This is a genomic window from Marinobacterium sp. BA1 (assembly GCF_041155135.1).
GTDB lineage: Bacteria > Pseudomonadota > Gammaproteobacteria > Pseudomonadales > Balneatricaceae > Marinobacterium > Marinobacterium iners.
The window spans coordinates 1846088-1866277 of the sequence record NZ_BAAFHC010000001.1; the positions used below are offsets into that span (position 1 = coordinate 1846088).

Below are 20190 nucleotides of genomic sequence, written 5' to 3' on the forward strand. Positions count from 1 at the left end.
TGCAGCCTTTGTTGACTTGAGAATAGCAGCCTGACAAGACGGCCGGCACCCTCATTCTATATAATCGTGCCCCTGTTGATCATCTTGCGGAGTCCCCCCATGCCTGCCACCGACGCGATTGCCCACCGCCTGACCCGCCGTACCGGCGAGCAGTCCTACAGTTTGCGCGAGCAGCCGTTTGATTCCGAGTCGCTGAACAACCGATTGCTCAGCGAGATCAAGCCGCTGTTTACCCGGCGCGCCAGCAAGCGCTATGGCTGCTTTGCGGATGAGTCCGGCGCTTTCAAGGGGCTGGTGCTAAGCTGGCTCGACCAGAGCCTGAGCTTTACCCAGTTCAGTCGCAAGGTGATCGAACAGCTCGCCATGCTGATGGAGCAGCAGGATCTGGAAACCGATGGCCACTGGCTGTTCATCGTCGAAGAGCTTGAAGCGGCACGGCGGCTCTGGATTGCCAACCTGAAGCAGAAAGAAGGTCTGCTGCTGAACAGCGATAATGATTTGCAGGACACCCTGTATGTGGATTTCGCCAAAACCGGGCTCTGCGCCTGCCTTGACCTGCAGGATATCCAGCACCCTGACAAGAAGCGCTACCTGACCCTGAGTTTCGGCTTTGGTGATCGCCCACTGCAGGGCGCACTGATGGAGTTTGTCAGCTTTACCGATACCGTGGACACTCAGGCAGACACCGAACGCTTCATGGGACTGGTACAGGATTACAGCGCCGCCATGCCGGAAGAGAACGCCAAACGCTACCAGAAAGAGGTCGCCGAGTTCTGCATGGAGCAGTCAAAGGAAGGTGAGGCGGTCAACTACCGTGCCCTGGCCGAGTCGGTGGATTCCGTAGCAGAAGTCGGCTTCGATGATTTCATCGCCGAACGTGCGCCGGAGCTGAAGGAGGAATTCATTCCCGATCGCAGTAGCCTGAAAAAGTACATCCGTTACACCGGCCGTACCCGCGAGGTGTCGATCAGTTTCAGCAACGAGTCACTGGGCAAGAGTATCGCCTTTGACCCGAGCACAGAGACGCTTACTCTGACAGACTTGCCCGCCAGCCTGATCAAGCAACTCAAGGGCGAGTAATCCTGCCGGTAAAGTGCCAGAATAGTCTGACAACCCCAGCCTGCACTGCCTGATCGGAGCCCATGATGCCTGGCGAGTTATTGATACTGTTCCTGCTGATCCTGTTCAGCGGTGTATTTGCGATCTCCGAAATCGCCATCGCGGCGGCCCGCAAGATCAAGCTGCGGGTGCTGGCCGAGGAAGGCAACGAGAAGGCCCTGGCGGTACTCAACCTGCAGGAGCAGCCCGGCGCCTTCTTCGCCATGATTCAGATCGCGCTGAACGCCATCGCCATTCTGGGCGGCATCGTCGGCGAGCAGAGCCTGACCCCCTACATGAAACAGCTGCTGCAGCTGTTCTATGACGGTCCCCTGCTGGACAAGGCCAGTTTCGCGCTCTCGTTCATCACCATCACCTCGCTGTTCATTCTGTTTGCCGACCTGCTGCCCAAGCGTCTGGGCATGATTCTACCGGAAACCATGGCGATTCATCTGGTGCGTCCCATGCGCTGGGTCACCCTGCTGCTGACGCCGCTGGTGCTGCTGTTCAACGGCATCACCAATTTGATTCTGCGCCTGCTGCGCCTGCCCACCCAGCGCGAGGAGATCGTCACCACCGATGATATCGTCGCCATGATGGATGCCGGCGCCGAGCACGGCAGCATTCAGCAGCAGGAATATCACCTGATCGGCAACGTGTTCGAGCTGGAAGGCCGCACCCTGCCCAGCGCCATGACCACCCGCGAGCATATCGTCTATTTCGACATCAACGACAGCAGCGAAGAGATCAGCGCCAAGATCATCGAACACCCGCACAACTGGTTTCTGGTCTGTGACGGCTCGCTGGACAAGGTGATCGGCGCGGTGGAGTCCAAAGAGATTCTGCGCAAGGTGCTCAAGGGCGAACCCTCGAGCATCATGACCGAGATGATCGAGCATGACCTGCTCTACCTGCCCGATACCCTTACCCTGTCGGAAGGGCTGAACGCATTCAAGACATCGGCCCAGCCCTTTGCCGTCATTTTGAACGAGTATGCGCTGGTTGTAGGCATTCTGACGGTCAAGGATCTGATGAACAGTTTTATGGGCGACCTGATCTCCAGTACCGGTGACGAGCAAATCATCCAGCGTGACGAGCACTCCTGGCTGGTAGACGGTACCACTCCGGTCATCGATCTGGCCCGTGTACTGGGGCTGGATATTGAAGATTTCCCCAACTACAGCCAGTACGAAACGGTGGCGGGTTTTCTGATCTATCACCTCAAGCGCATTCCCAAGCGCACCGACTTTATCCTCTTTGCCGGCTTCAAGTTTGAGGCGATGGATATTGACAACCTGAGAGTGGATCAGTTGATGGTCAGCCGTATCGGTGACGAAGACACGCTTGCCGGCGCTGCATCGGTCTGATGCGACTGGATCGCTTTATCTGCAAGCACACCGAGCACGGCCATCAGCAGGCGAAGCGGCTGGTGGCGAGCGGTCGAGTATCGGTGAACGGCGAGGTTGTCACCAACCTGCGCGCCGAAATCGATCGCTTCATGTGTGTTGAACTGGACGGCCGGCGCCTGCAGCAACAGCAGTCCCACTACCTGATGTTGAACAAGCCCACCGGCTATCTCAGCGCCACCTCGGACCCGCAACACCCTACGGTGCTTGAGCTAGTGCCACCGGAGTTGCGCACCAACCTGCACCTGGCCGGCCGGCTGGATCGCGCCACTACAGGCCTGCTGTTGCTGACTAACGATGGTATCTGGTCACGACGAATCACCGCACCCGAGCAGAAAATTCCCAAGGTTTACCACGTCACCACCGCCGAGCCCATTCACCCCGATGCCGAAGCCTGCTTTGCCGCGGGTGTCTGGCTGGCACGGGAAGGTGTACTCACCAGCCCTGCCCAGCTTGAACGGATCAGTCCCTGTGAAGCGCACCTGACGATTTATGAAGGCCGTCACCATCAGGTAAAGCGCATGTTTGCCGCAATTGGTAATGCAGTGACAGCCCTGCACCGTGAAAGCATGGGTTCTATCCGGCTCGACCCGGATCTTGCACCGGGTCAATATCGCCCCTTGACGGCAACGGAGCTGAAACAAGGCTGAAGTGCAGCTGAAAGGAAGATCCAATATTTTGTGTGTATTCGTGTTTTCCTGCACCATCATGCGACTACGCCAAACATCTTGCCGACTCCCGCCGTCAGCGCCATGGCCAGGCCTCCCCAGAAAACAACTCGGATGGCGCCGATCACAAGTGATGCGCCACCGGCTTTTGCAGCAATAGCACCCAGCATGGCGAGAAACACCAGTGAGCACAGAGCAACCAGCGTAATCAGATACCCGGTGGGCACCATCCAGGCCACCAGTAACGGCAGAGCTGCACCGACAGTAAAGGTGACCGCTGACGACAGGGCTGCCTGAACGGGTTGAGCACCGCCGTTGGCCGAAATTCCTATTTCATCGCGGGCATGCGCATCAAGGGCATCGTACGCCATCAGCTGTTCCGCAACCTGACGCGCCAGTGCTTGCTCAACTCCTCGATTTTGGTAGATCTCGGCCAGTTCCTGTGTCTCGAATTCGAGATCGGCATCCAGTGATTTTTGCTCAAGCGCCAAATCGGCCTGCTCGGTATCCGACTGTGAGCTGACCGAAATATACTCCCCTGCCGCCATCGACATAGCACCCGCAACCAGACCGGCCACACCGGCCAGAATGATACTCTCATGGGACGTGTTCGCAGCGGCAACGCCGATGATGAGGCTGGCGGTCGAGACGATGCCGTCGTTTGCCCCAAGTACCGCTGCACGCAACCAGCCAACACGGTGCGATCGGTGAATTTCCACGTGGCTCATAGATGTACTCCAAGGAAGCTGACTGATCACAGGTTCAGCCTGTTCAAAAAGTGTAGGTCAAGGACTGGACATAGCCTTGTCCGTTGACCGGCTTTCCAGCTCCGTCAGTGGTAATGGGCACGATAATGTCTGCCGGCCGATCACGCAGATCTTCTACAGCTGCGTCCACACGAATCTGGTAGCCACTGTCAATCAACGCATCATCCAGATTCACGCTGATCTGCAGGGTCTCGCCCTGGGTAATGCTGGCGCCGGTCAGCCCGTCATACTCGGCACGGCTCCGGTTACTGCCACGCGCCCAGTCACTCAGATGTTTGTAGTATTTGCTTTTTTTACCGGCAACCCAAAGGGTTTGCTGATACACACCCCTTGCGTCCGTGAGATAAATGGCCAGATAGGCACCATCACCCCGGTACTGACTCAGTTGCGTGTCGATGGTGACCTCTCTGGCTTGAGCCACTGCAGGCAAGGTTACCAGACCGGCGAACAGCACCGCTGGCAGCCATGTTTTAAGGGCGTTCGGACGTTTCAGCTCGAGCATCTTTAATATCCTCATTTACCTGAATTCAAAGCGTTCTTGATGAAAGCGCAGCGAGACAGCCGAGTCGCTCAACCCACTGCGAAGCGCTGCTGCCAATCCTTGGGGCCCACAGAACCAGATATCCACTTTTGCTGACTGAATTTGTAACCCATCTGCTGTCAGCCTTTGTCCCTGCCTGCTGTCATGGATCTGCAGGCTGACGTCCGGCAACTGATTCACCAGCACATGCAGGTGCTCCACGTTGGGGTCATCAATCGCACTTTGCGTGCAGTAGTGTACGGTCACTGGCTGATACTGCGTGTCTGTGTTGGCCAAACGGTTTTCCAGGGCGGCGAGGAATGGGGTAATGCCGACGCCGCCGGCCACCCAGATCTGTTGGGCACTGGACCGGTTTTTCTCGGGATTGAAACAGCCATAAGGTCCTTCAATCGTGACCGCATGACCGGCATGCAATCGGCGTGGCAGAGTACGGGTATAGTCGCCCAGCGCCTTGATATGAAAACCAAGCTGACCATTCTGCCGGTCTGCCGTTGTCAGGGTGAACGGGTGCGCTCCTTCGGCCCGGTCGAATGTCACCAATGCAAACTGCCCCGCACGATGCCCCGGCCAGTTCCGCCCCATGTCACAGACGACCTCCAGGGTGGTCTCGGATATCTGTCGCGCAGACTTCACCACACCTTTCCAGCGATGGCTTTTGCCGATCAGCCCCGCCAGCGACTGCAGGCTGGCGATGCTGCCTGCACCGATCAACAGCGCCATCAGCCAGCCGGTCGGCTGCTGCCACCAGCTCAGCGGCGCCAGCAACAGAGAATGGGCCGCCAGGCTTAGATAGATCAGCGGCATGACACGGTGCAGATAGCGCCAGAAACGGTAAGGGACCCAACGGATCAAGGTGATGACCACGAGACCCAGAAGCAGATACAGGCCGGGCTCTCCCCAGTCCTCAAACATTCCCTGCAAATTGTCTAGCAGGCCGGAAAAGTCGGCTTCACGCAGGCTGCGATCCTTGCCGAACAGCGCCTTGAAGGCGTCATCGCCCATCTCGACCAGCCAGTGTGCCAGAGCAAAAATGGCGCCTAGAATGCCGGTCCACTTGTGCAGGTGATACTGCTTGTCCAGACCACCTAAGGGGAATTCCAGCCATTTCGGTCGCATGGCCAGAAGCATGGTGATGGACATGAAGTTGATGGCCAGAAAGCCGCTGAGGGTGAGAAAATGTTCATAGCTGAGACTCCATTGCCAGACACCCAGCTGTACCGCCAGCAGTGCAATGAGACTCAGGATCAGATTTCGATTGGGCATACAGATAATCCTCCAGATATGGAGCCATTCTGTATCGCTCTACCTGATACCAACCTTAAATTGCGTTTTGGGGTTGAAAAACAGACAACCGGATTATGCAATTAGCCTTTACCTGCCAACAGTACTTGCCTAGCCTAGGAACTGACCACTTCATTCAAAAAGGCCGTGCCACCGTGATGCAAGAACCCACCCCGGTCCCGCAGTATCCCGCCAGCCCAGGCCTCGTTTCTGATCATGACAAGCAGCCCCGCAGCCCCCGTGACAGTTTGAAGCTGCTCAGTTTCAACATTCAGGTCGGGATCAATACTCAGGCATACCACCATTATGTCACCCGCAGCTGGCAGCACCTGCTGCCCCACCGGCAGCGCAACCGCACGCTGGACGAGATTGCTCAGGTACTGCGCCAGTATGATCTGGTCGCTTTGCAAGAGGTTGACGGAGGCAGCCTGCGCAGCGGGTTTGTGAATCAGGTTGAGTATTTGGCACAGTCCGGGCAGTTTCAGCACTGGTACCAGCAACGCAACCGAAATTTGGGCAAGCTGGCACAGCACAGCAACGGTGTACTCAGCCGAATTGAGCCCAGCCTTGTGGAAGATCACCCGTTACCGGGGCTGATTCCCGGTCGTGGTGCCATTGTGGTGCGCCTTGGTAGTGGCGAAAATTCACTGCTGGTGATCGTTCTGCATCTGGCGCTGGGTGTTCGCACTCAGGACCGCCAACTGCGCTACATCCGCGAGCTGATTGAACACCACCCTCACGTAGTGCTGATGGGTGACATGAACAACCCGCTGGAGCATCTACTGAACCGCCCTGCACTGCAGGGGCTTGGGCTGGTATCGGCTGAGCAGGTGATGCCCACCTACCCCAGCTGGAAACCAACGCGGGCACTGGACCATATTTTGATTACCCCAAGCCTTGAGATGCGCCACGCCGAAGTCCTGGACTGCACAATTTCAGACCACCGTCCCATCGCCATGGAGATCGGCCTGCCGCAGTGCCTGCATGGGTTGTGACGCTCGTGATGTGACAGAGACCGCTGAAAAATTGAATACAGGCCCAGGCACTGATTTTTATCCAAGCGGCATCGGCTTGCCTTTTATTTTGCTCAGGGTATGATCAAGCAAAACTTAAATAAAACCTTCGAGTGATAATGAGAAAAATATCATACCCGTGTACCAGCCTCGCCTTTCCGTATTAAGCCGGAGAGCTCTGCTCTCCGGCGAGAATAAAATAATAACGACTGCGGAGAGTCACCATGAATAATTTAATTGCATCGTCTTTGAGACGTTTTTTGGATCGTATGAGCCAGTTTTTTATCACCGGCGACAGTCTCAGCCTGTGCCGTCCTTTGCATCTGCTGTCGGTGTACTGTCGTATTGAACAGCTGAACAAGGCAACGGATGCCAAGTCCCGTGCTCGACTGGGCAACCTGCTGTTGCTGGAAGTGGTCGAAACTCATGAAATCTTCATACTGGAGCTGGTTACCCCCAGCGCTGCTGCCCCGGATGAGCAGCGCATCTCCGTATTTTCTCCTCTGGGCTCGGCCCTGCTGGGAATGAAATCCGGAGAGACCTGCAGCTTGGGTTTTATGGGCCACAATTTGAGTTTCAGATTAATCAAAGTGATCGGTTAACCTGAAATATCAGGAGGACGGCGCCTTGAAGTATTTCTGATGCGGAATGCATCTCTCCAATAACCTGGAATTTTTTATATTTTTTAAACGTCTTATTGAGGAGAAATTGAAATGGCTAAGGGAAAAGAAAAAAAGCAGCCAACTAAAACATTAAAAGAAAAGCGCCGCGAAAAGCGTGACAAGAAACAAAACGAATCCTGAGGCAAGACTTGTTATATTGAACAAGACGTGCAGGCGCTCCGCTGAGCGTCTGCACGCTCTGTGAAGCAACTGACACCAAAGCATCAATTGAAAAGAGTTGAGAGTCTGCCGATAAGCCGGGTTTTGTCGTGGACAATCATTCATCTAGGACCAGCGTCACCACTGGTCTCAAGCGACCTACCCGGACCCGGCGCGGGCCACGCCTTAATGGGTCCCTATTTGGTCTTGCTCCGGGTGGGGTTTACCATCGCCGTGGAGTGTTGCCACCCACGCGGTGCGCTCTTACCGCACCATTTCAACCTTACCGGCATCCGAGGATGCTTAGGCGGTATACTTTCTGTTGCACTTTCCGTCGGCTCGCGCCGCCCAGACGTTATCTGGCACCTTGCCCAGTGGAGCCCGGACTTTCCTCCCCCGCTTAAAAGCGGCGGCGATTGCCTGGCAGACTCTCGGCGCGCAGTATAACGCCAAGGCGCAGTTAAGCAAGCACTTACTGGATCAGCAGCTGATACAGTCGATTTTTCTTCTCGCCGGTTATCTCGGCAGCAAGGCCCGCAGCCTTTTTCGGTGGCATCTCTTTCGCGAGAATATGCAGAATGCGTTCGGCTTCAGGATCGATCTGATCGCCCTGCTCTGGTGCCGGGGCACCATGCACCAGCACCACGAACTCTCCCCTTTGCTGATTGCTGTCCGCCTGAATCCATTCCAGCAGGTTCTGTAAGGTATCGCCGTGAATGGTCTCGAAGGTTTTGGTAAGTTCCCGTGCCACTACTGCGTAACGCTCGCCCCCGAACGCCTCAGCCATCGCAGCAAGACTGTCAACGATGCGATGCGTCGATTCGTAGAAAATAAGCGTTTCAGTGTGGGCAGCATAGGGCTTCAGTGTCTGAAGCCGTGCTCCGCTTTTGGCCGGCAGAAAACCAATGAACTGGAACCGGTCAGACGGCAGCCCCGAAGCGGACAGAGCGGCTACAAAGGCACAACAACCCGGTACAGGTGATACCCGGTACCCTGCTTCTCGAACGGCCCGTACCAGATGAAAACCGGGATCCGAAATCAGTGGAGTACCGGCATCACTGACCAGCGCAATTGAGTGGCCCGCCGCAAGCAAATTGATAATATGCTCGGATCGTTGGCGTTCATTGTGATCATGCACTGAAATCATGGGCGCTTTAATGGTAAAGTGCGCAAGCAAACGCCCACTATAACGGGTATCTTCGGCCGCGATGTAATCGACGCTGCCCAGCACCTCCTGAGCCCGTGCCGAGAGGTCTGCCAGGTTACCGATCGGCGTGGCTACGATATAAAGTACTGGTTCTGACATTAGGACACCCATCTGTTGGCAAGGACCCGGATTATATGATGAATCTACGACGGCTGTCTTTCAGCCTGCTGGTGACAGCAACCTTGATGGCCGGCTGTTCAGCGCCCTCAAAGCCACCACAGGTGGTAGATGCAACCGGCAGTACTCAGGCTGCCAGCGTTGATATGCTGCTGAGCCAGGCTGAAAGAGAGCGGCCAATCCGTTCAGCCGAACTCAAACTGCAGGCTGCCCAGTTGCTGGTGCAACAGGGCGAGCGTAATCGGGTGGAGCGGATTCTTGCCACCATTGATACGAACATCCTGCCTCCTACTCTTGCCTTTGAGGTCGCCAAGCTGCGTGCCGGCGACAGCATGGAGCAGCAGCGTGCTGCAGAGGCCTTGCGCTATCTTGATCGGCAGCGATTCAGTGCCCTGCCTGCGCCACAGCAGGCAGAGTTGAGCCAGCTGCGTGCCGATGCATGGCTGGCACAGGATGATCGTGTCGCCGCCAGCCGTGAACTGATCATGAGCAGCCTGCTGGTGGAGGATGACACCGAACGCCAACGCTATCACGATCAGATCTGGCAACTGCTGCAGGCAGTGCCTGATTCCAGTTTGCGTCAGGCTATTCAATCCGGCAACAGCTACCACGAACAGGGCTGGTTTGAACTGGCCGAGATGGTACGTGCCAGCAGTGATCTGCCCAGCCGTGAAGCAGCCCTTGAGCGCTGGCGTCAGCTCTGGCAAGCACACCCTGTAATGATTCTGCCACCCACAGGCCTGATGGGGCTGCAACAGGGTGGTGAAATGATACAGGCCCGCCGAATCGCCGTTGTATTGCCCTTGACCGGGGAACTGGCTCAGCCTGCCAACGCCATCCTGGACGGTATCCGTGCAGCACAGTCTGTGCAGAGCCGCCAGGGGCAGGTGCCTGCTCAACTGTCACTGATCGATTCAAGCCTGTACTCAAATGCCGACGATATTGTACAGGCTGCACGCCAACAGGGTGCCGAGATGATTATCGGACCACTGGACCAGGCGCTGGTTGCACAGTTTTCCAACCAACCTGAACGTGAGCTGCCTGTTTTGGCACTCAATCCGGCACCCAATGGCCCCTCGACGCCCTGGCAACTGGAGCTGTCTTCAGAGCATGAAGCACGCATGGTTGCGAAGCGAGCACTGGCTGAAGGTCGACGCAATGTTCTGCTGATTACCCCTGCTGCCGAGTGGGGTGACCGGGTGCAGGCCGTGATGCGCGAGGAGCTGTCAGCCGGTGGAGGCCGTGTTGTCGGTACGCTGCGGTATCAGGCCGGAGGCAGCTATGACGAACAGATTGCACGTTTGATGCTTACCGATCAAAGCAAACAGCGTGAACAGCAGTTACGGCAGTTGCTGCGGCATCGACTGGAGTTTCAGGAGCGGTCACGCCAGGATGCTGATGCTATTCTGTTGACTGCATTACCGGATGCTGCACGCTTGATTAAATCGATGCTTAACTACCATTACGCAGCTGACTTGCCGGTGTATGCAACATCCCACCTGTATCCGGGATACCCTGATGCCAGTCGCGATCTGGACCTGAACAACATCACCTTCTGCGACCTGCCGTGGATTCTGGAGCCGCCCAGCGAAGCACACCGGGCACTCAGTGCTGAAGGCAAGGATACCCTGTCACGCTTTGGTCGCCTTTACGCCCTGGGGGTCGATGCGATCAACCTGTATCCGTGGCTAGAGCAACTGCAGAGTGCCCCAGGCGCTTTCCTGCAGGCCGAAACCGGAATGCTCAGCATTGATGCCAACCGCAGGGTACAGCGTGTATTGAGCTGTACCCGCTTTGTTGATGGTGTACCGGCCCCCGTGCCGTCAAACCGCCCCTGACCTGATGGAGATATTGCGATGGATCGCAGACAGATCGGCATGGATGCCGAGCGCCGGGCCGAAGCCTGGCTTACTGCACAGGGACTCACCCTGTTGCAGCGCAACGCACAGTGCCGCCTTGGCGAGATCGACCTGATCATGCGTGATCATGATCAGATCGTATTTGTTGAGGTCAGAACCCGCGGCCGAGCCGGCTTCGGTGGCGCCGCTGCCTCAGTAGACTGGCGCAAGCAGCAAAAACTTATTCGTGCCGCTCGATTCATGCTCAGCCGTAATCCACACTGGAACAATTTTCCCTGCCGCTTCGATGTACTGGCCTATGAGGGAGATTCGGAGACTACCCCTCCAGTGTGGTATAAAGATGCCTTTCGTCCATGAACACCGGAAATGTTTTTAATGGAACTTGAAGACCGTATTGTCAGTCAGTTTCACAACAGTATGGAGATCAATGCGCTCACCATTGAGCAGCACACTCCCCTTATCGCAGACGCAGGTGAACTCCTGCTGCAGTGCCTGGTCAGTGAACAGAAGATTCTGTGTGTCGGTAACGGCGGCTCATCCGCACTGGCCCAGCATTTTGCATCACTGCTGCTGAACCGCTTTCGCCATGAAAGACCTGGCCTGCCGGCGCTGGCACTGAATGACTCGGCCGCCATGAGTGGCATCGGAGAAGAAACAGGTTTCACAGAGGTTTACTCGAAGCAGATTCGAGCCTTGGGTCAACCTGGCGATATACTGCTGGTGATCTCCACTCACGGACGCGCCAACAGTCTGGTACAGGCCATACAGGCAGCCCATGACCGTGACATGATGGTGATTGCACTCAGCGGTGGTGATGGTGGCAACATGGCAGCACTGCTGCTGCCGGACGAGATCGAAATATGCATTCCAGGCGGCGAAGATGCACTGATTCATGGCGCTCACCTGTTGGTGCTGCACTGCTTGTGTGACCTGATTGAATATCAACTATTTGGAGGCTGACCCATGCTGAAACACTCCTTGATCGCCATCGTAATGACGTCCACTCTTGTCACCGGCTGCTCCAACATCATCAGTGCGACGCGCGACGAGCCCATCCGCGAGAGTCAGGACAGCCGCACACTGGGCAGCTACCTGGAAGACGAGGCTATCGAGACCAAGACACTGGTCAACATCAGCAAGGGCTCTCAACCACTGGCCCAATCTCACATCAATGTGGTCAGCTATAACGGCCAAATACTGCTGGTGGGACAGGTTCCGAATGAACAGGTTAAACAGGAAGCCGAACGGGTAGCCAGCCAGGTGCGGCATGTGCGCAAGATTCATAACGAGCTGGAGATAGCAGGTCCCACATCCACCATTGTCCGCAGCAATGATGTCTATCTGACCAGCCGCATCAAGGTACAGATGCTGGCTGACAAGAGCATTGAGGGCAACCGTATCAAGGTCGTCACCGAAAACGGTGTGGTCTATCTGATGGGATTGGTGCGACGGGATGAGGCTGATCGCGCTGTTGATATTACGCGCTCGGTCACCGGTGTGCGCAAGATCGTCAAGGTATTTGAGTATATTGGTGGCTAAACCCAAGCCACCTGAAGCCTTCTGTGGCCGGGTATCCTTCCCGGCCGCTTGAGTTCACAGAGTCTACTTCACTACCCGTAACGCAGGCTTGCGACCACCCTTGGGAGGCTCTGGCGGTTCATCATCCGGTGACAATTGCACACCAGCCTCAGCCTGCTTCAGAAGCTCCTCAACACCCGGCTCCACGCCAAACCCCATCCCCATGCCGTTTTCACGCGTGAATATCGCCATGACAGCCACCATTGGCACATAGACATTCATCGGCACACCACCAAAACGCGCACTGAAACTGATGCCATGATCGTCAATCATCAACCCCTGCACTGCCCCAGGCGCGATATTCAGGGTAATTTGGCCATCCTGTACAAACTGTTCAGGCACTTGAACGCCTTGCAGCGTGGCATCAACAGCCAGATGGGGTGTCAGGCCATTATCCAGCACCCACTCATGGAGGGCGCGAAGCAGATAGGGACGGCTCGGCTTGATACTGCTCATGATTTGACTCCTGATAGTGCCAAAGCGCCAGAAGCAACAATGGCATATCTTACGTCCTGATATAAAAAAGGGACGAAGTTACCTTCATCCCCCTGTTGTCCGGTATCGACTCTCTCAGTCGCGCATTTCGCGCTCGAGTTCGGACAGGCTGTCCTGGAACGACTCACGCTCGAACAGGCGCTGCATGTATTTCTGCAGCGGACGCGTTTGCGCTTCCGGCAGCTCAATACCCAACTGAGGCAAACGCCAAAGAATCGGGGCAATACAGCAGTCCACCAGGGTGAACTCTTCACTCATGAAAAAAGGCTTCTCGGCAAAGATCGGCGATACCGCTACCAAACTGTCGCTCAATTCCTTGCGAGCGGCATCCAGCTCGGCATCAGTCCCCTCACCCAGAAGAATCTGATCCACAAGCGCACACCAGTCTTTCTGAATACGATGCATGTAGAGACGGCTTTCGGCGCGTGCAACCGGGTAGACCGGCAGCAACGGCGGATGCGGGAAGCGCTCGTCAAGATACTCCATCATCACATTCGGTTCATACAACACCAGCTCCCGATCCAGCAGAGTCGGAAGCGCGCTGTACGGGTTCTGCGCTGCCACATCCTCCGGCAGCTCATTCTCTTTGCACTCGACGATATCGACTGCCACACCTTTCTCACAGAGTACGATACGTACACGGTGACTGTAATGGTCGGTACCATCAGAGTAAAAGGTCATGGAAGAACGCTTTGCCACTACTCCCATCGAACTATCCCCATAAAAATATTGCGTGCAGAAACAAAAAATCTACGCGGCCTTGCGACCGCGTAGTATTGGACGTGCCAACCCCGTGGGGATCAGTGTACGTCTTTCCAGTACTCTTTCTTCAGAGCAAAGGCGAAGACGAACAGGATCGCCAGGAAGATCAGTACCTTAAAGCCGATACGCTCGGACTCCATACGTGACGGCTCACCCATGTAGGTCATGAAGTTGACCAGGTCATAGATGGTACGATCAAACTCTTCAGCAGACTGAGAGCCGGCTTCGGAAACAGTCAGACAGCCACCCATCTTCTTGCCGGTCAGCGGATCGATTTCATCGTTGCCGCCGTGCGCCAGTTCTGCTGGTGAACAGTGGTTAACCACCTTACCCTGCAGATCTTCCAGTACGTTAGGCATACCAACATCCGGGAAGACAGCGTTATTCACACCCCAGGGGCGGTTTTCGTCAGCATAGAAGCTGCGCAGGTAAGTGTACACCCAATCAGAGCCACGCAGGCGTGTTTCCAGCGTCAGATCCGGCGGCGGTGCACCGAACCAGCCAGCTGCATCGGTCTTGGCCATGGCGATCTTCATGTGATCACCGATTTTGCGTTCGGGATCAAAAATCAGATACTGCTCAACCAGTTCATTTGGCATGCCCAAATCCTGAGCCGAACGCTCGAAGCGCTGGTAGCCGGCTTCATGACAGCCCATGCAACGGTTGACGAAGGTCTGCATACCGCGCTGCAGAGATGCCTGATTGTTCAGGTCGATATCAATCTTGTCCAGCGGCACTCCGGCGCCGCCAGCCGCGCTTGCCGTCATCGGGGCCAGCGCCATCAGCAGAGTAATAAGGAACTTTTTCATTAGCCTGTAACCCTTTCCGGAACCGGTTTAGTGCGTTCCATGCGTGTATAGAACGGCATCAGGATAAAGTACGCAAAGTACAGCACTGTGCAGATCTGGGACATGATGGTACGGCCCTCAGTTGCAGGCAGCACACCCAGTACACCCAGGATCACGAAGCTGACGATCAGGATTGCCAGCCACAGTTTGCTCAGCCAGCCCTTGTAGCGGATTGATTTGACCGGGCTGCGATCCAGCCAGGGCAGTACAAACAGGATGGCAATTGCCGCACCCATGACCACTACACCCCAGAACTTGGCATCCAGACCGAACATCGGGAAAGTCACCGCGCGCAGCATGGCGTAGAAGGGAGTGAAGTACCAGACCGGTGCGATGTGGTTAGGTGTCTTCAGCGCGTTGGCCGGTTCAAAGTTCGGCTTCTCGAGGAAGTAACCACCCCCTTCAGGGAAGAAGAACACAACGGTACAGAATACGAACAGGAACACCACCACGCCCACAATGTCTTTCACGGTGTAGTATGGGTGGAACGGGATACCGTCAAGCGGCACGCCGTTTTCGTCTTTCTTGTCCTTGATTTCAACGCCATCCGGGTTGTTGGAACCCACTTCGTGCAGGGCGATGATGTGCAGGACAACCAGTGCCAGAATCACGATCGGCAGCGCGATCACGTGCAGTGCAAAGAAACGGTTCAGTGTAATGCCGGAGATCAGGAAGTCACCACGAATCCACTGCTGCAGGTCCGGACCAATAACCGGAATGGCACCAAACAGGGAGATGATTACCTGTGCACCCCAGTAGGACATCTGACCCCAGGGCAGCAGGTAACCCATGAAGGCTTCAGCCATCAGCGCCAGGTAGATCGTCATGCCGAAGATCCACACAAGTTCACGCGGCTTGCGGTAGGAGCCGTACATAATACCGCGCAGCATGTGCAGGTAGACCACAACGAAGAAGGCAGAGGCCCCTGTGGAGTGCAGGTAGCGCAGCAGCCAGCCATACTCGACATCACGCATGATGTACTCGACGGAAGCGAAGGCGCCTTCAGCGCTGGGGTTATAGCTCATGGTCAGCCAGATACCGGTAATGATCTGGTTAACCAGTACCAGCAGTGCCAAAGAGCCAAAGAAATACCAGAAGTTGAAGTTCTTCGGTGCGTAGTATTTGGACAGATGATCTTCCCACATGGCAGTTGCCGGGAAGCGGTCGTCGATCCAGCCCATCAGGCCCGGATTCCCTTTATTTCGTGTGCCAGCCATTATGCAGTCTCCGGATCAACACCGACGATCAGTGTGTTGTCGTCTTCATAAGAGTGGGGCGGAATGACCAGATTGGTCGGCGCCGGTACGGATTTGTACACGCGGCCCGAAAGGTCAAAACGCGAACCATGACAGGGGCAGAAGAAGCCGCCCAGCCACTCAGGGCCCAGATCATCCGGAGCCACTTCAGGACGGTAGGTCGGAGAGCAACCCAGGTGAGTACAGATACCCACCATAACGGCGATTTCAGGACGCATCGCACGAGCAGCAGTCTTCGGAATATAATCCGGCTGTTGCGGCTTCTCGGAAGCCGGGTCAGCCAAACGATCATTCAGCTTTTCCAGATTCGCCAGCGCTTCCTCTCCACGACGCACAACCCATACCGGCTTGCCACGCCATTCCACGATCATCTGCTGACCTGGCTCCAGCTTGCTGATATCCGCCTTTGCAGGAGCGCCGGCAGCTTTCGCCTTGGCACTCGGATTCCAGGAAGCCACGAACGGGACGGCCGCTCCGACAGCGCCCACTGCACCTACTGCAGATGTGGCACCGATCAGGAGACGACGTCGACCCTTATTCACGCCGTCATTGCTCATTAACTTCATCTCCCCTCAATCGACCCGCCGCTTTTGTACGGACACAAAAGACCTGCGGACCGCTCAGTCATGAAAAAACACAAAAACCGGTTCGTTCAAATGCGCCGAATATTAAAGAAAATACCCTTTTTTTACAAGGTAAAAAGAACCCTCCATTAGGCGAACGCAGCATTCATTGACCTGACCCCAAATACAAAAAAAGCCCACAACCATAAGGCTGCAGGCTTTTTTTTCGCTGCCATAACGCGGCAATGCCGCAGGCAAATTAACGCTTGGAGAACTGCGGACGCTTACGTGCTTTGCGCAGACCCACTTTCTTACGCTCAACCATACGTGCGTCACGAGTAACGTAGCCCGCTTCACGCAGGGCGCCACGCAGAGTTTCGTCATATTCCATCAGAGCACGAGTGATGCCGTGACGGATAGCACCGGCCTGACCGAAGCCACCACCACCTTTGACGGTGATGTGCGCGTCGAATTTTTCGACGTTATCAGTCAGCTCCAGCGGCTGCTTGACGATCATACGTGCAGTCACGCGACCGAAGTACTCTTCCAGAGTACGGTTGTTGATCATGATCTTGCCTGTACCCGGGCGCAGGAAGACACGAGCAGTAGAGGTTTTGCGACGGCCGGTACCGTAATACTGAGTAGTAGACATTTTCGCCTTCCCCTTAGATGTTCAGTTCTTTCGGTTGCTGAGCCTGGTGCGGGTGCTCGCCACCAGCGTAGACTTTCAGCTTGGTGTACATGGCACGGCCCAGAGGACCTTTCGGCAGCATGCCCTTTACAGCCAGCTCAATCGTGCGCTCAGGGAAGGTCTGTACCATCTTGTTGAAGTTAGCTTCCTTCAGACCACCCGGAAAACCGGAGTGACGATAGTACATCTTGTCATTGCGCTTGTTGCCGGTTACGTGAACCTTTTCAGCATTCACTACAACAATGTAGTCACCGGTATCAACGTGCGGAGTATATTCCGGCTTGTGCTTGCCACGCAGACGACGGGCAATTTCAGTTGCCAGGCGACCCAGAGTTTTACCTTCTGCGTCCACAACATACCAGTCGCGTTTTACTTCGGCCGGTTTGGCGGTAAAAGTTTTCATGGATGGTTTCACCTTACAATTTAAGTCTCGAATCCGAGATTCCGACTTACCTTATAGTTATTGGTTAGCAGCAAAAGCCGCTAACGTACACTTTTTCGGCACCCTGCATTCAGGGAGCGCGCATTATACTTGCTTCAACCCTGCTTGAAAAGTGCTTTCAGGCCCGATGTTCGCGCGCCAGATACTCATGCGACTGCATCTCAAGCAGACGACTCTGGGTACGCTCAATCTCGAATGAAAGCCGACCTTCAGTATAGATTTCATGAATCGGTACTTCTGCGGAGATGATCAGCTTGACGCCTGAGTCATAGAACTCATCGACCAGGTTGATGAATCGGCGAGCAGCGTCATCATTCTTGCGCCCCAACTGGGGAACATTACTGAGCAGCACAGCATGATAGATTTTGCCAAGCTCAATGTAATCGTTCTGAGAGCGCGCACCTTCGCACAGTGCATTGAAATCAAACCAGGCTACATCCTCACACAGACGCCGCGCCTGCAGTTTGCGACCATTGATCTCTATCTGGGCACCATACTGCTCCTCCTCCAGGTCGGGCGCGAGGCTTTCAAAACTGCGACTCAGGCTCTCGTCTGCAGCTGCATCCAGCGGCCAATGGTAGAGTTCGGCCTGCTCCAGCGCGCGCAGACGATAGTCGACTCCCCCGTCCACATTGACCACTTCGGTGAAACGCTTGAGCATATCAATGGCCGGCAGAAAACGCTGACGCTGCAGACCGTCCTTGTAGAGCCCGTCAGGAACGATATTGGACGTCGCCACCAGCGACACTCCATTGTTGAACAGCTCCTGCATCAATCCACCCAGAATCATCGCATCGGTAATATCGGACACGAAAAACTCATCAAAGCAGATGATGCGCGCCTCCTGCGCATACTTGCGACCAATTTCAGTCAGCGGGTTCTTGGTTCCATCCAGCGCTTTGAGCTCATGGTGCACCCTCTGCATGAAGCGGTGAAAGTGGGTCCGCATCTTGCGCTCAAACGGCAGACTGTCATAGAAGGTATCCATCAAATAGGTTTTGCCCCGTCCGACACCACCCCAGAAATACAACCCCTTGACCGGCTCCTGTGGCGTACGCTTGATCCTTCCGCCTAAACGCTGCATCAGACCGGGCTTTGGCGCCCGTTCAGCCGCTACCAGCTCATCGTACAGGCGCTGCAGATGGCCGACCGCCATCTCCTGAGTCGAATCATAGGAGAAGTCTTCACGCTCCAGGTCTTTACGGTATCGTTCAAGCGGGGTCATCTTCAGTCTGCACCTCTGGTCAGTTTATGAACGCCACAACGGGGGCGAACTTTACTGCTGCAGACCGGTTTTCGCAAATCCGCAACACGGCTGTTACGCAAGCCGCCGTATTCAAGGTCACCCCAGCCCGAATATTCGTACCAACACCGGCACCAGAAAAGCGGTCAGCAACCCGGTCATCCCCATCGCAAGCCCGGAAAAAGCACCGGCCAGCGTACTGAACTCAAAAGCATACGCCGTACCAAAACCATGAGCTGAAACCCCCAGGGTAAACCCCTTCACGGCATCATCCTCGATTTTGAGCAACCGAAAAATCGGGGGCGCAACAATGCATCCGATGGCGCCGGTAATCAGTACCAGACCCGCTGCCAACGAAGGATAGCCACCAATTTTCTCGGCAATCCCGATGGCGATCGGTGAAGTCACGGATTTGGGTGCCAATGACAAAAGCATCCCTTCGGATGCGCCCAATGCCCAGGCCACAAGGATGGCCGATGCACTGGCGGTTACCGCGCCGCACAAACACGCAACCAGTAACGGCACCAACATTTTCTTGACCCGTTCAAAATGGTCATACAGCGGTACTGCGAGGGCGACTGTTGCTGGCCCCAGCAAAAAATGAATGAACTGGGCACCACTAAAATAGGTGTCATAGTCCGTTCCGGTCAGCTGGAGAAAAACAATGATCAGCGACAGTGCTACCAGCACGGGGTGTAGCAGAGGCGTGCCTCCCACCCTCCGATTAAGCCAACTACTGAACAGAAAAGTGGCAATGGTGACAATAATCCAGAACAGGGGCTTGGCGGCAAAATAGACCCAAAAGCTACTCATCGCCGTTCCTCCAATGCGGCCATATCCAGCTTACGAGTCAATCGTTTCAGTACCAGCGCCGTCACCAGTACCGTGACGACTGTACTGACTACCAGCGCTACCATAATAATCAGCCACTCAGCCGCAATCAGCTCGGCATGCACCATTAAGCCAACACCAGCCGGAACAAACAGTAACGTCAGATGGCGCAGCAAACCTTCGGATGGCTGCCGGATCAGGTCCGGCACTTGTCGCTTGATCACCAGCCCTACCAGCAGCAGTACCATGCCCATTACCGGCCCGGGTACCGGAAGCTCCAACGCCAACACCACCCACTCACCCAGCAGCTGACAAATCAGCAGCACCATCAACCCAATCAGCATATCCCCCCCTTTTTCACTGTTATCAGCGTTGAGGAGTGTACTTATTTTCTTAACAAAATACCTCTCGCCTATTGGCAATCAGGCACCGGCTCTCTATAATGCGCCCCGTTCCTGATTGAGGCGTTCCCACGCCATCCTCCAATCAGAACAATTACTTAGCTTCAGCTTTGTCGGGGTGTAGCTCAGCCTGGTAGAGCACTGTCTTCGGGAGGCAGGGGTCGTAGGTTCAAATCCTGTCACCCCGACCACTTGCTGAATCTAGGTATTGCGTCGGGGTGTAGCTCAGCCTGGTAGAGCACTGTCTTCGGGAGGCAGGGGTCGTAGGTTCAAATCCTGTCACCCCGACCAATCTTCTTTCC

23 protein-coding genes, 2 tRNA genes and 1 other RNA gene are annotated in these 20190 nt (G+C 55.5%); 11 read left to right on the forward strand and 15 right to left on the reverse strand.

Features of this window, described 5'->3' with window-relative positions; all coding sequences use genetic code 11:
- Positions 1–99 precede the first annotated feature (99 nt).
- From ACAM29_RS08925 to ACAM29_RS08935, 3 genes are all read left to right on the forward strand, one after another.
- Positions 100–1080: a nucleoid-associated protein gene (locus ACAM29_RS08925; protein ID WP_369623917.1), complete on the forward strand. Its 981-nt coding sequence runs from the start codon at positions 100–102 to the stop codon at positions 1078–1080.
- A 65-nt stretch (positions 1081–1145) separates the two neighbouring features.
- Positions 1146–2465: a hemolysin family protein gene (locus ACAM29_RS08930; RefSeq protein WP_369623918.1), complete on the forward strand. Its 1320-nt coding sequence runs from the start codon at positions 1146–1148 to the stop codon at positions 2463–2465.
- Positions 2465–3154: a pseudouridine synthase gene (locus ACAM29_RS08935; protein WP_369623919.1), complete on the forward strand. Its 690-nt coding sequence runs from the start codon at positions 2465–2467 to the stop codon at positions 3152–3154. Before ACAM29_RS08930 ends, ACAM29_RS08935 begins: the two co-directional genes overlap by 1 nt.
- 56 nt (positions 3155–3210) lie before the next feature.
- On the opposite strand, the gene ACAM29_RS08940 is transcribed toward ACAM29_RS08935, so the two are convergent.
- The 3 genes from ACAM29_RS08940 to ACAM29_RS08950 are packed head-to-tail and all read right to left on the reverse strand — an operon-like array spanning position 3211 to position 5743.
- Complete coding sequence (locus ACAM29_RS08940; RefSeq protein ID WP_369623920.1) at positions 3211–3900, reverse strand: VIT family protein; 690 nt, start codon at positions 3898–3900, stop codon at positions 3211–3213.
- A 43-nt stretch (positions 3901–3943) separates the two neighbouring features.
- Positions 3944–4441 (reverse strand): DUF2271 domain-containing protein, encoded by a 498-nt coding sequence (locus ACAM29_RS08945; RefSeq protein ID WP_369623921.1) that lies wholly within the window; start codon positions 4439–4441, stop codon positions 3944–3946.
- 15 nt (positions 4442–4456) lie between these two features.
- The gene (locus tag ACAM29_RS08950; protein ID WP_369623922.1) at positions 4457–5743 is read right to left on the reverse strand and encodes a ferric reductase-like transmembrane domain-containing protein; all 1287 of its coding nucleotides are present in this window, start codon (positions 5741–5743) and stop codon (positions 4457–4459) included.
- A gap of 176 nt (positions 5744–5919) precedes the next feature.
- Here ACAM29_RS08950 and ACAM29_RS08955 point away from each other — a divergent pair, with 176 nt between their 5' ends.
- Both ACAM29_RS08955 and ACAM29_RS08960 read left to right on the forward strand, forming a co-directional pair.
- Positions 5920–6756, forward strand: a complete 837-nt coding sequence (locus ACAM29_RS08955; protein ID WP_369625135.1) for an endonuclease/exonuclease/phosphatase family protein — start codon at positions 5920–5922, stop codon at positions 6754–6756.
- A 242-nt stretch (positions 6757–6998) separates the two neighbouring features.
- Positions 6999–7376 carry a GreA/GreB family elongation factor gene (locus tag ACAM29_RS08960; RefSeq protein ID WP_091825679.1) on the forward strand — a complete coding sequence of 126 codons (378 nt, stop codon included), beginning with the start codon at positions 6999–7001 and terminating at the stop codon, positions 7374–7376.
- Positions 7377–7673: 297 nt separating this feature from the next.
- Here ACAM29_RS08960 and rnpB read toward each other — a convergent pair.
- Positions 7674–8027: RNase P RNA component class A (rnpB, locus tag ACAM29_RS08965), an RNA gene on the reverse strand.
- 40 nt (positions 8028–8067) lie between these two features.
- Complete coding sequence (gene rsmI / locus ACAM29_RS08970; RefSeq protein WP_369623923.1) at positions 8068–8901, reverse strand: 16S rRNA (cytidine(1402)-2'-O)-methyltransferase; 834 nt, start codon at positions 8899–8901, stop codon at positions 8068–8070.
- 35 nt (positions 8902–8936) lie between these two features.
- On the opposite strand from rsmI, the gene ACAM29_RS08975 reads away from it, so the two are divergent.
- The 4 genes from ACAM29_RS08975 to ACAM29_RS08990 are packed head-to-tail and all read left to right on the forward strand — an operon-like array spanning position 8937 to position 12317.
- Positions 8937–10757, forward strand: a complete 1821-nt coding sequence (locus ACAM29_RS08975) for a penicillin-binding protein activator (protein ID WP_369623924.1) — start codon at positions 8937–8939, stop codon at positions 10755–10757.
- A gap of 18 nt (positions 10758–10775) precedes the next feature.
- Positions 10776–11135 carry a YraN family protein gene (locus tag ACAM29_RS08980; protein WP_206840502.1) on the forward strand — a complete coding sequence of 120 codons (360 nt, stop codon included), beginning with the start codon at positions 10776–10778 and terminating at the stop codon, positions 11133–11135.
- Positions 11136–11153: 18 nt separating this feature from the next.
- Positions 11154–11738: an SIS domain-containing protein gene (locus ACAM29_RS08985; protein WP_091825669.1), complete on the forward strand. Its 585-nt coding sequence runs from the start codon at positions 11154–11156 to the stop codon at positions 11736–11738.
- A 3-nt stretch (positions 11739–11741) separates the two neighbouring features.
- On the forward strand, positions 11742–12317 hold the full coding sequence (locus ACAM29_RS08990; protein ID WP_091825666.1) for a BON domain-containing protein: 576 nt from the start codon (positions 11742–11744) through the stop codon (positions 12315–12317).
- Positions 12318–12380: 63 nt separating this feature from the next.
- Here the strand turns inward: ACAM29_RS08990 and ACAM29_RS08995 are convergent, their stop codons facing one another.
- The 10 genes from ACAM29_RS08995 to ACAM29_RS09040 form a co-directional block, all read right to left on the reverse strand.
- Entirely contained in the window at positions 12381–12803 is a 423-nt protein-coding gene (locus tag ACAM29_RS08995; protein WP_369625136.1) for a ClpXP protease specificity-enhancing factor, read from the reverse strand.
- A gap of 123 nt (positions 12804–12926) precedes the next feature.
- Positions 12927–13559 (reverse strand): glutathione S-transferase N-terminal domain-containing protein, encoded by a 633-nt coding sequence (locus tag ACAM29_RS09000; protein ID WP_091825662.1) that lies wholly within the window; start codon positions 13557–13559, stop codon positions 12927–12929.
- Positions 13560–13651: 92 nt separating this feature from the next.
- The gene (locus tag ACAM29_RS09005; RefSeq protein ID WP_091825659.1) at positions 13652–14422 is read right to left on the reverse strand and encodes a cytochrome c1; all 771 of its coding nucleotides are present in this window, start codon (positions 14420–14422) and stop codon (positions 13652–13654) included.
- On the reverse strand, positions 14422–15678 hold the full coding sequence (locus tag ACAM29_RS09010) for a cytochrome bc complex cytochrome b subunit (RefSeq protein ID WP_091825657.1): 1257 nt from the start codon (positions 15676–15678) through the stop codon (positions 14422–14424). The genes ACAM29_RS09005 and ACAM29_RS09010 overlap by 1 nt, the downstream gene beginning before the upstream one ends.
- Positions 15678–16274: a ubiquinol-cytochrome c reductase iron-sulfur subunit gene (gene petA, locus ACAM29_RS09015; protein ID WP_091825806.1), complete on the reverse strand. Its 597-nt coding sequence runs from the start codon at positions 16272–16274 to the stop codon at positions 15678–15680. The genes ACAM29_RS09010 and petA overlap by 1 nt, the downstream gene beginning before the upstream one ends.
- 265 nt (positions 16275–16539) lie before the next feature.
- Complete coding sequence (gene rpsI / locus ACAM29_RS09020) at positions 16540–16932, reverse strand: 30S ribosomal protein S9 (RefSeq protein WP_091825654.1); 393 nt, start codon at positions 16930–16932, stop codon at positions 16540–16542.
- A gap of 13 nt (positions 16933–16945) precedes the next feature.
- On the reverse strand, positions 16946–17374 hold the full coding sequence (gene rplM, locus ACAM29_RS09025) for a 50S ribosomal protein L13 (protein ID WP_091825651.1): 429 nt from the start codon (positions 17372–17374) through the stop codon (positions 16946–16948).
- Positions 17375–17531: 157 nt separating this feature from the next.
- Positions 17532–18638 carry a cell division protein ZapE gene (gene zapE / locus ACAM29_RS09030; RefSeq protein WP_369623925.1) on the reverse strand — a complete coding sequence of 369 codons (1107 nt, stop codon included), beginning with the start codon at positions 18636–18638 and terminating at the stop codon, positions 17532–17534.
- Positions 18639–18755: 117 nt separating this feature from the next.
- Positions 18756–19469 (reverse strand): LrgB family protein, encoded by a 714-nt coding sequence (locus ACAM29_RS09035; protein WP_369623926.1) that lies wholly within the window; start codon positions 19467–19469, stop codon positions 18756–18758.
- On the reverse strand, positions 19466–19831 hold the full coding sequence (locus ACAM29_RS09040; protein WP_091825642.1) for a CidA/LrgA family protein: 366 nt from the start codon (positions 19829–19831) through the stop codon (positions 19466–19468). Before ACAM29_RS09040 ends, ACAM29_RS09035 begins: the two co-directional genes overlap by 4 nt.
- A gap of 171 nt (positions 19832–20002) precedes the next feature.
- On the opposite strand from ACAM29_RS09040, the gene ACAM29_RS09045 reads away from it, so the two are divergent.
- Both ACAM29_RS09045 and ACAM29_RS09050 read left to right on the forward strand, forming a co-directional pair.
- Positions 20003–20079: transfer RNA gene (locus tag ACAM29_RS09045), tRNA-Pro, on the forward strand.
- Between the two features lie 23 nt (positions 20080–20102).
- Positions 20103–20179 (forward strand) — tRNA-Pro (locus ACAM29_RS09050).
- Positions 20180–20190: the final 11 nt, after the last annotated feature.

Bases quoted from the DNA above. Each gene is read 5' to 3' on its own strand.
- ACAM29_RS08990 (WP_091825666.1), top strand. From the start codon at position 11,742: ATGCTGAAACACTCCTTGATCGCCATCGTAATGACGTCCACTCTTGTC.
- ACAM29_RS08925 (WP_369623917.1), top strand. From the start codon at position 100: ATGCCTGCCACCGACGCGATTGCCCACCGCCTGACCCGCCGTACCGGC.
- ACAM29_RS08935 (WP_369623919.1), top strand. From the start codon at position 2,465: ATGCGACTGGATCGCTTTATCTGCAAGCACACCGAGCACGGCCATCAG.
- ACAM29_RS09040 (WP_091825642.1), bottom strand. From the start codon at position 19,831: ATGCTGATTGGGTTGATGGTGCTGCTGATTTGTCAGCTGCTGGGTGAG.
- ACAM29_RS09005 (WP_091825659.1), bottom strand. From the start codon at position 14,422: ATGAAAAAGTTCCTTATTACTCTGCTGATGGCGCTGGCCCCGATGACG.
- ACAM29_RS08940 (WP_369623920.1), bottom strand. From the start codon at position 3,900: ATGAGCCACGTGGAAATTCACCGATCGCACCGTGTTGGCTGGTTGCGT.
- ACAM29_RS08955 (WP_369625135.1), top strand. From the start codon at position 5,920: ATGCAAGAACCCACCCCGGTCCCGCAGTATCCCGCCAGCCCAGGCCTC.
- rpsI (WP_091825654.1), bottom strand. From the start codon at position 16,932: ATGTCTACTACTCAGTATTACGGTACCGGCCGTCGCAAAACCTCTACT.
- ACAM29_RS09000 (WP_091825662.1), bottom strand. From the start codon at position 13,559: ATGGGAGTAGTGGCAAAGCGTTCTTCCATGACCTTTTACTCTGATGGT.
- zapE (WP_369623925.1), bottom strand. From the start codon at position 18,638: ATGACCCCGCTTGAACGATACCGTAAAGACCTGGAGCGTGAAGACTTC.
- ACAM29_RS09010 (WP_091825657.1), bottom strand. From the start codon at position 15,678: ATGGCTGGCACACGAAATAAAGGGAATCCGGGCCTGATGGGCTGGATC.
- ACAM29_RS08945 (WP_369623921.1), bottom strand. From the start codon at position 4,441: ATGCTCGAGCTGAAACGTCCGAACGCCCTTAAAACATGGCTGCCAGCG.
- petA (WP_091825806.1), bottom strand. From the start codon at position 16,274: ATGAGCAATGACGGCGTGAATAAGGGTCGACGTCGTCTCCTGATCGGT.
- ACAM29_RS08985 (WP_091825669.1), top strand. From the start codon at position 11,154: ATGGAACTTGAAGACCGTATTGTCAGTCAGTTTCACAACAGTATGGAG.
- ACAM29_RS08975 (WP_369623924.1), top strand. From the start codon at position 8,937: ATGATGAATCTACGACGGCTGTCTTTCAGCCTGCTGGTGACAGCAACC.
- ACAM29_RS08950 (WP_369623922.1), bottom strand. From the start codon at position 5,743: ATGCCCAATCGAAATCTGATCCTGAGTCTCATTGCACTGCTGGCGGTA.
- rsmI (WP_369623923.1), bottom strand. From the start codon at position 8,901: ATGTCAGAACCAGTACTTTATATCGTAGCCACGCCGATCGGTAACCTG.
- ACAM29_RS08960 (WP_091825679.1), top strand. From the start codon at position 6,999: ATGAATAATTTAATTGCATCGTCTTTGAGACGTTTTTTGGATCGTATG.
- ACAM29_RS08930 (WP_369623918.1), top strand. From the start codon at position 1,146: ATGCCTGGCGAGTTATTGATACTGTTCCTGCTGATCCTGTTCAGCGGT.
- rplM (WP_091825651.1), bottom strand. From the start codon at position 17,374: ATGAAAACTTTTACCGCCAAACCGGCCGAAGTAAAACGCGACTGGTAT.
- ACAM29_RS09035 (WP_369623926.1), bottom strand. From the start codon at position 19,469: ATGAGTAGCTTTTGGGTCTATTTTGCCGCCAAGCCCCTGTTCTGGATT.
- ACAM29_RS08980 (WP_206840502.1), top strand. From the start codon at position 10,776: ATGGATCGCAGACAGATCGGCATGGATGCCGAGCGCCGGGCCGAAGCC.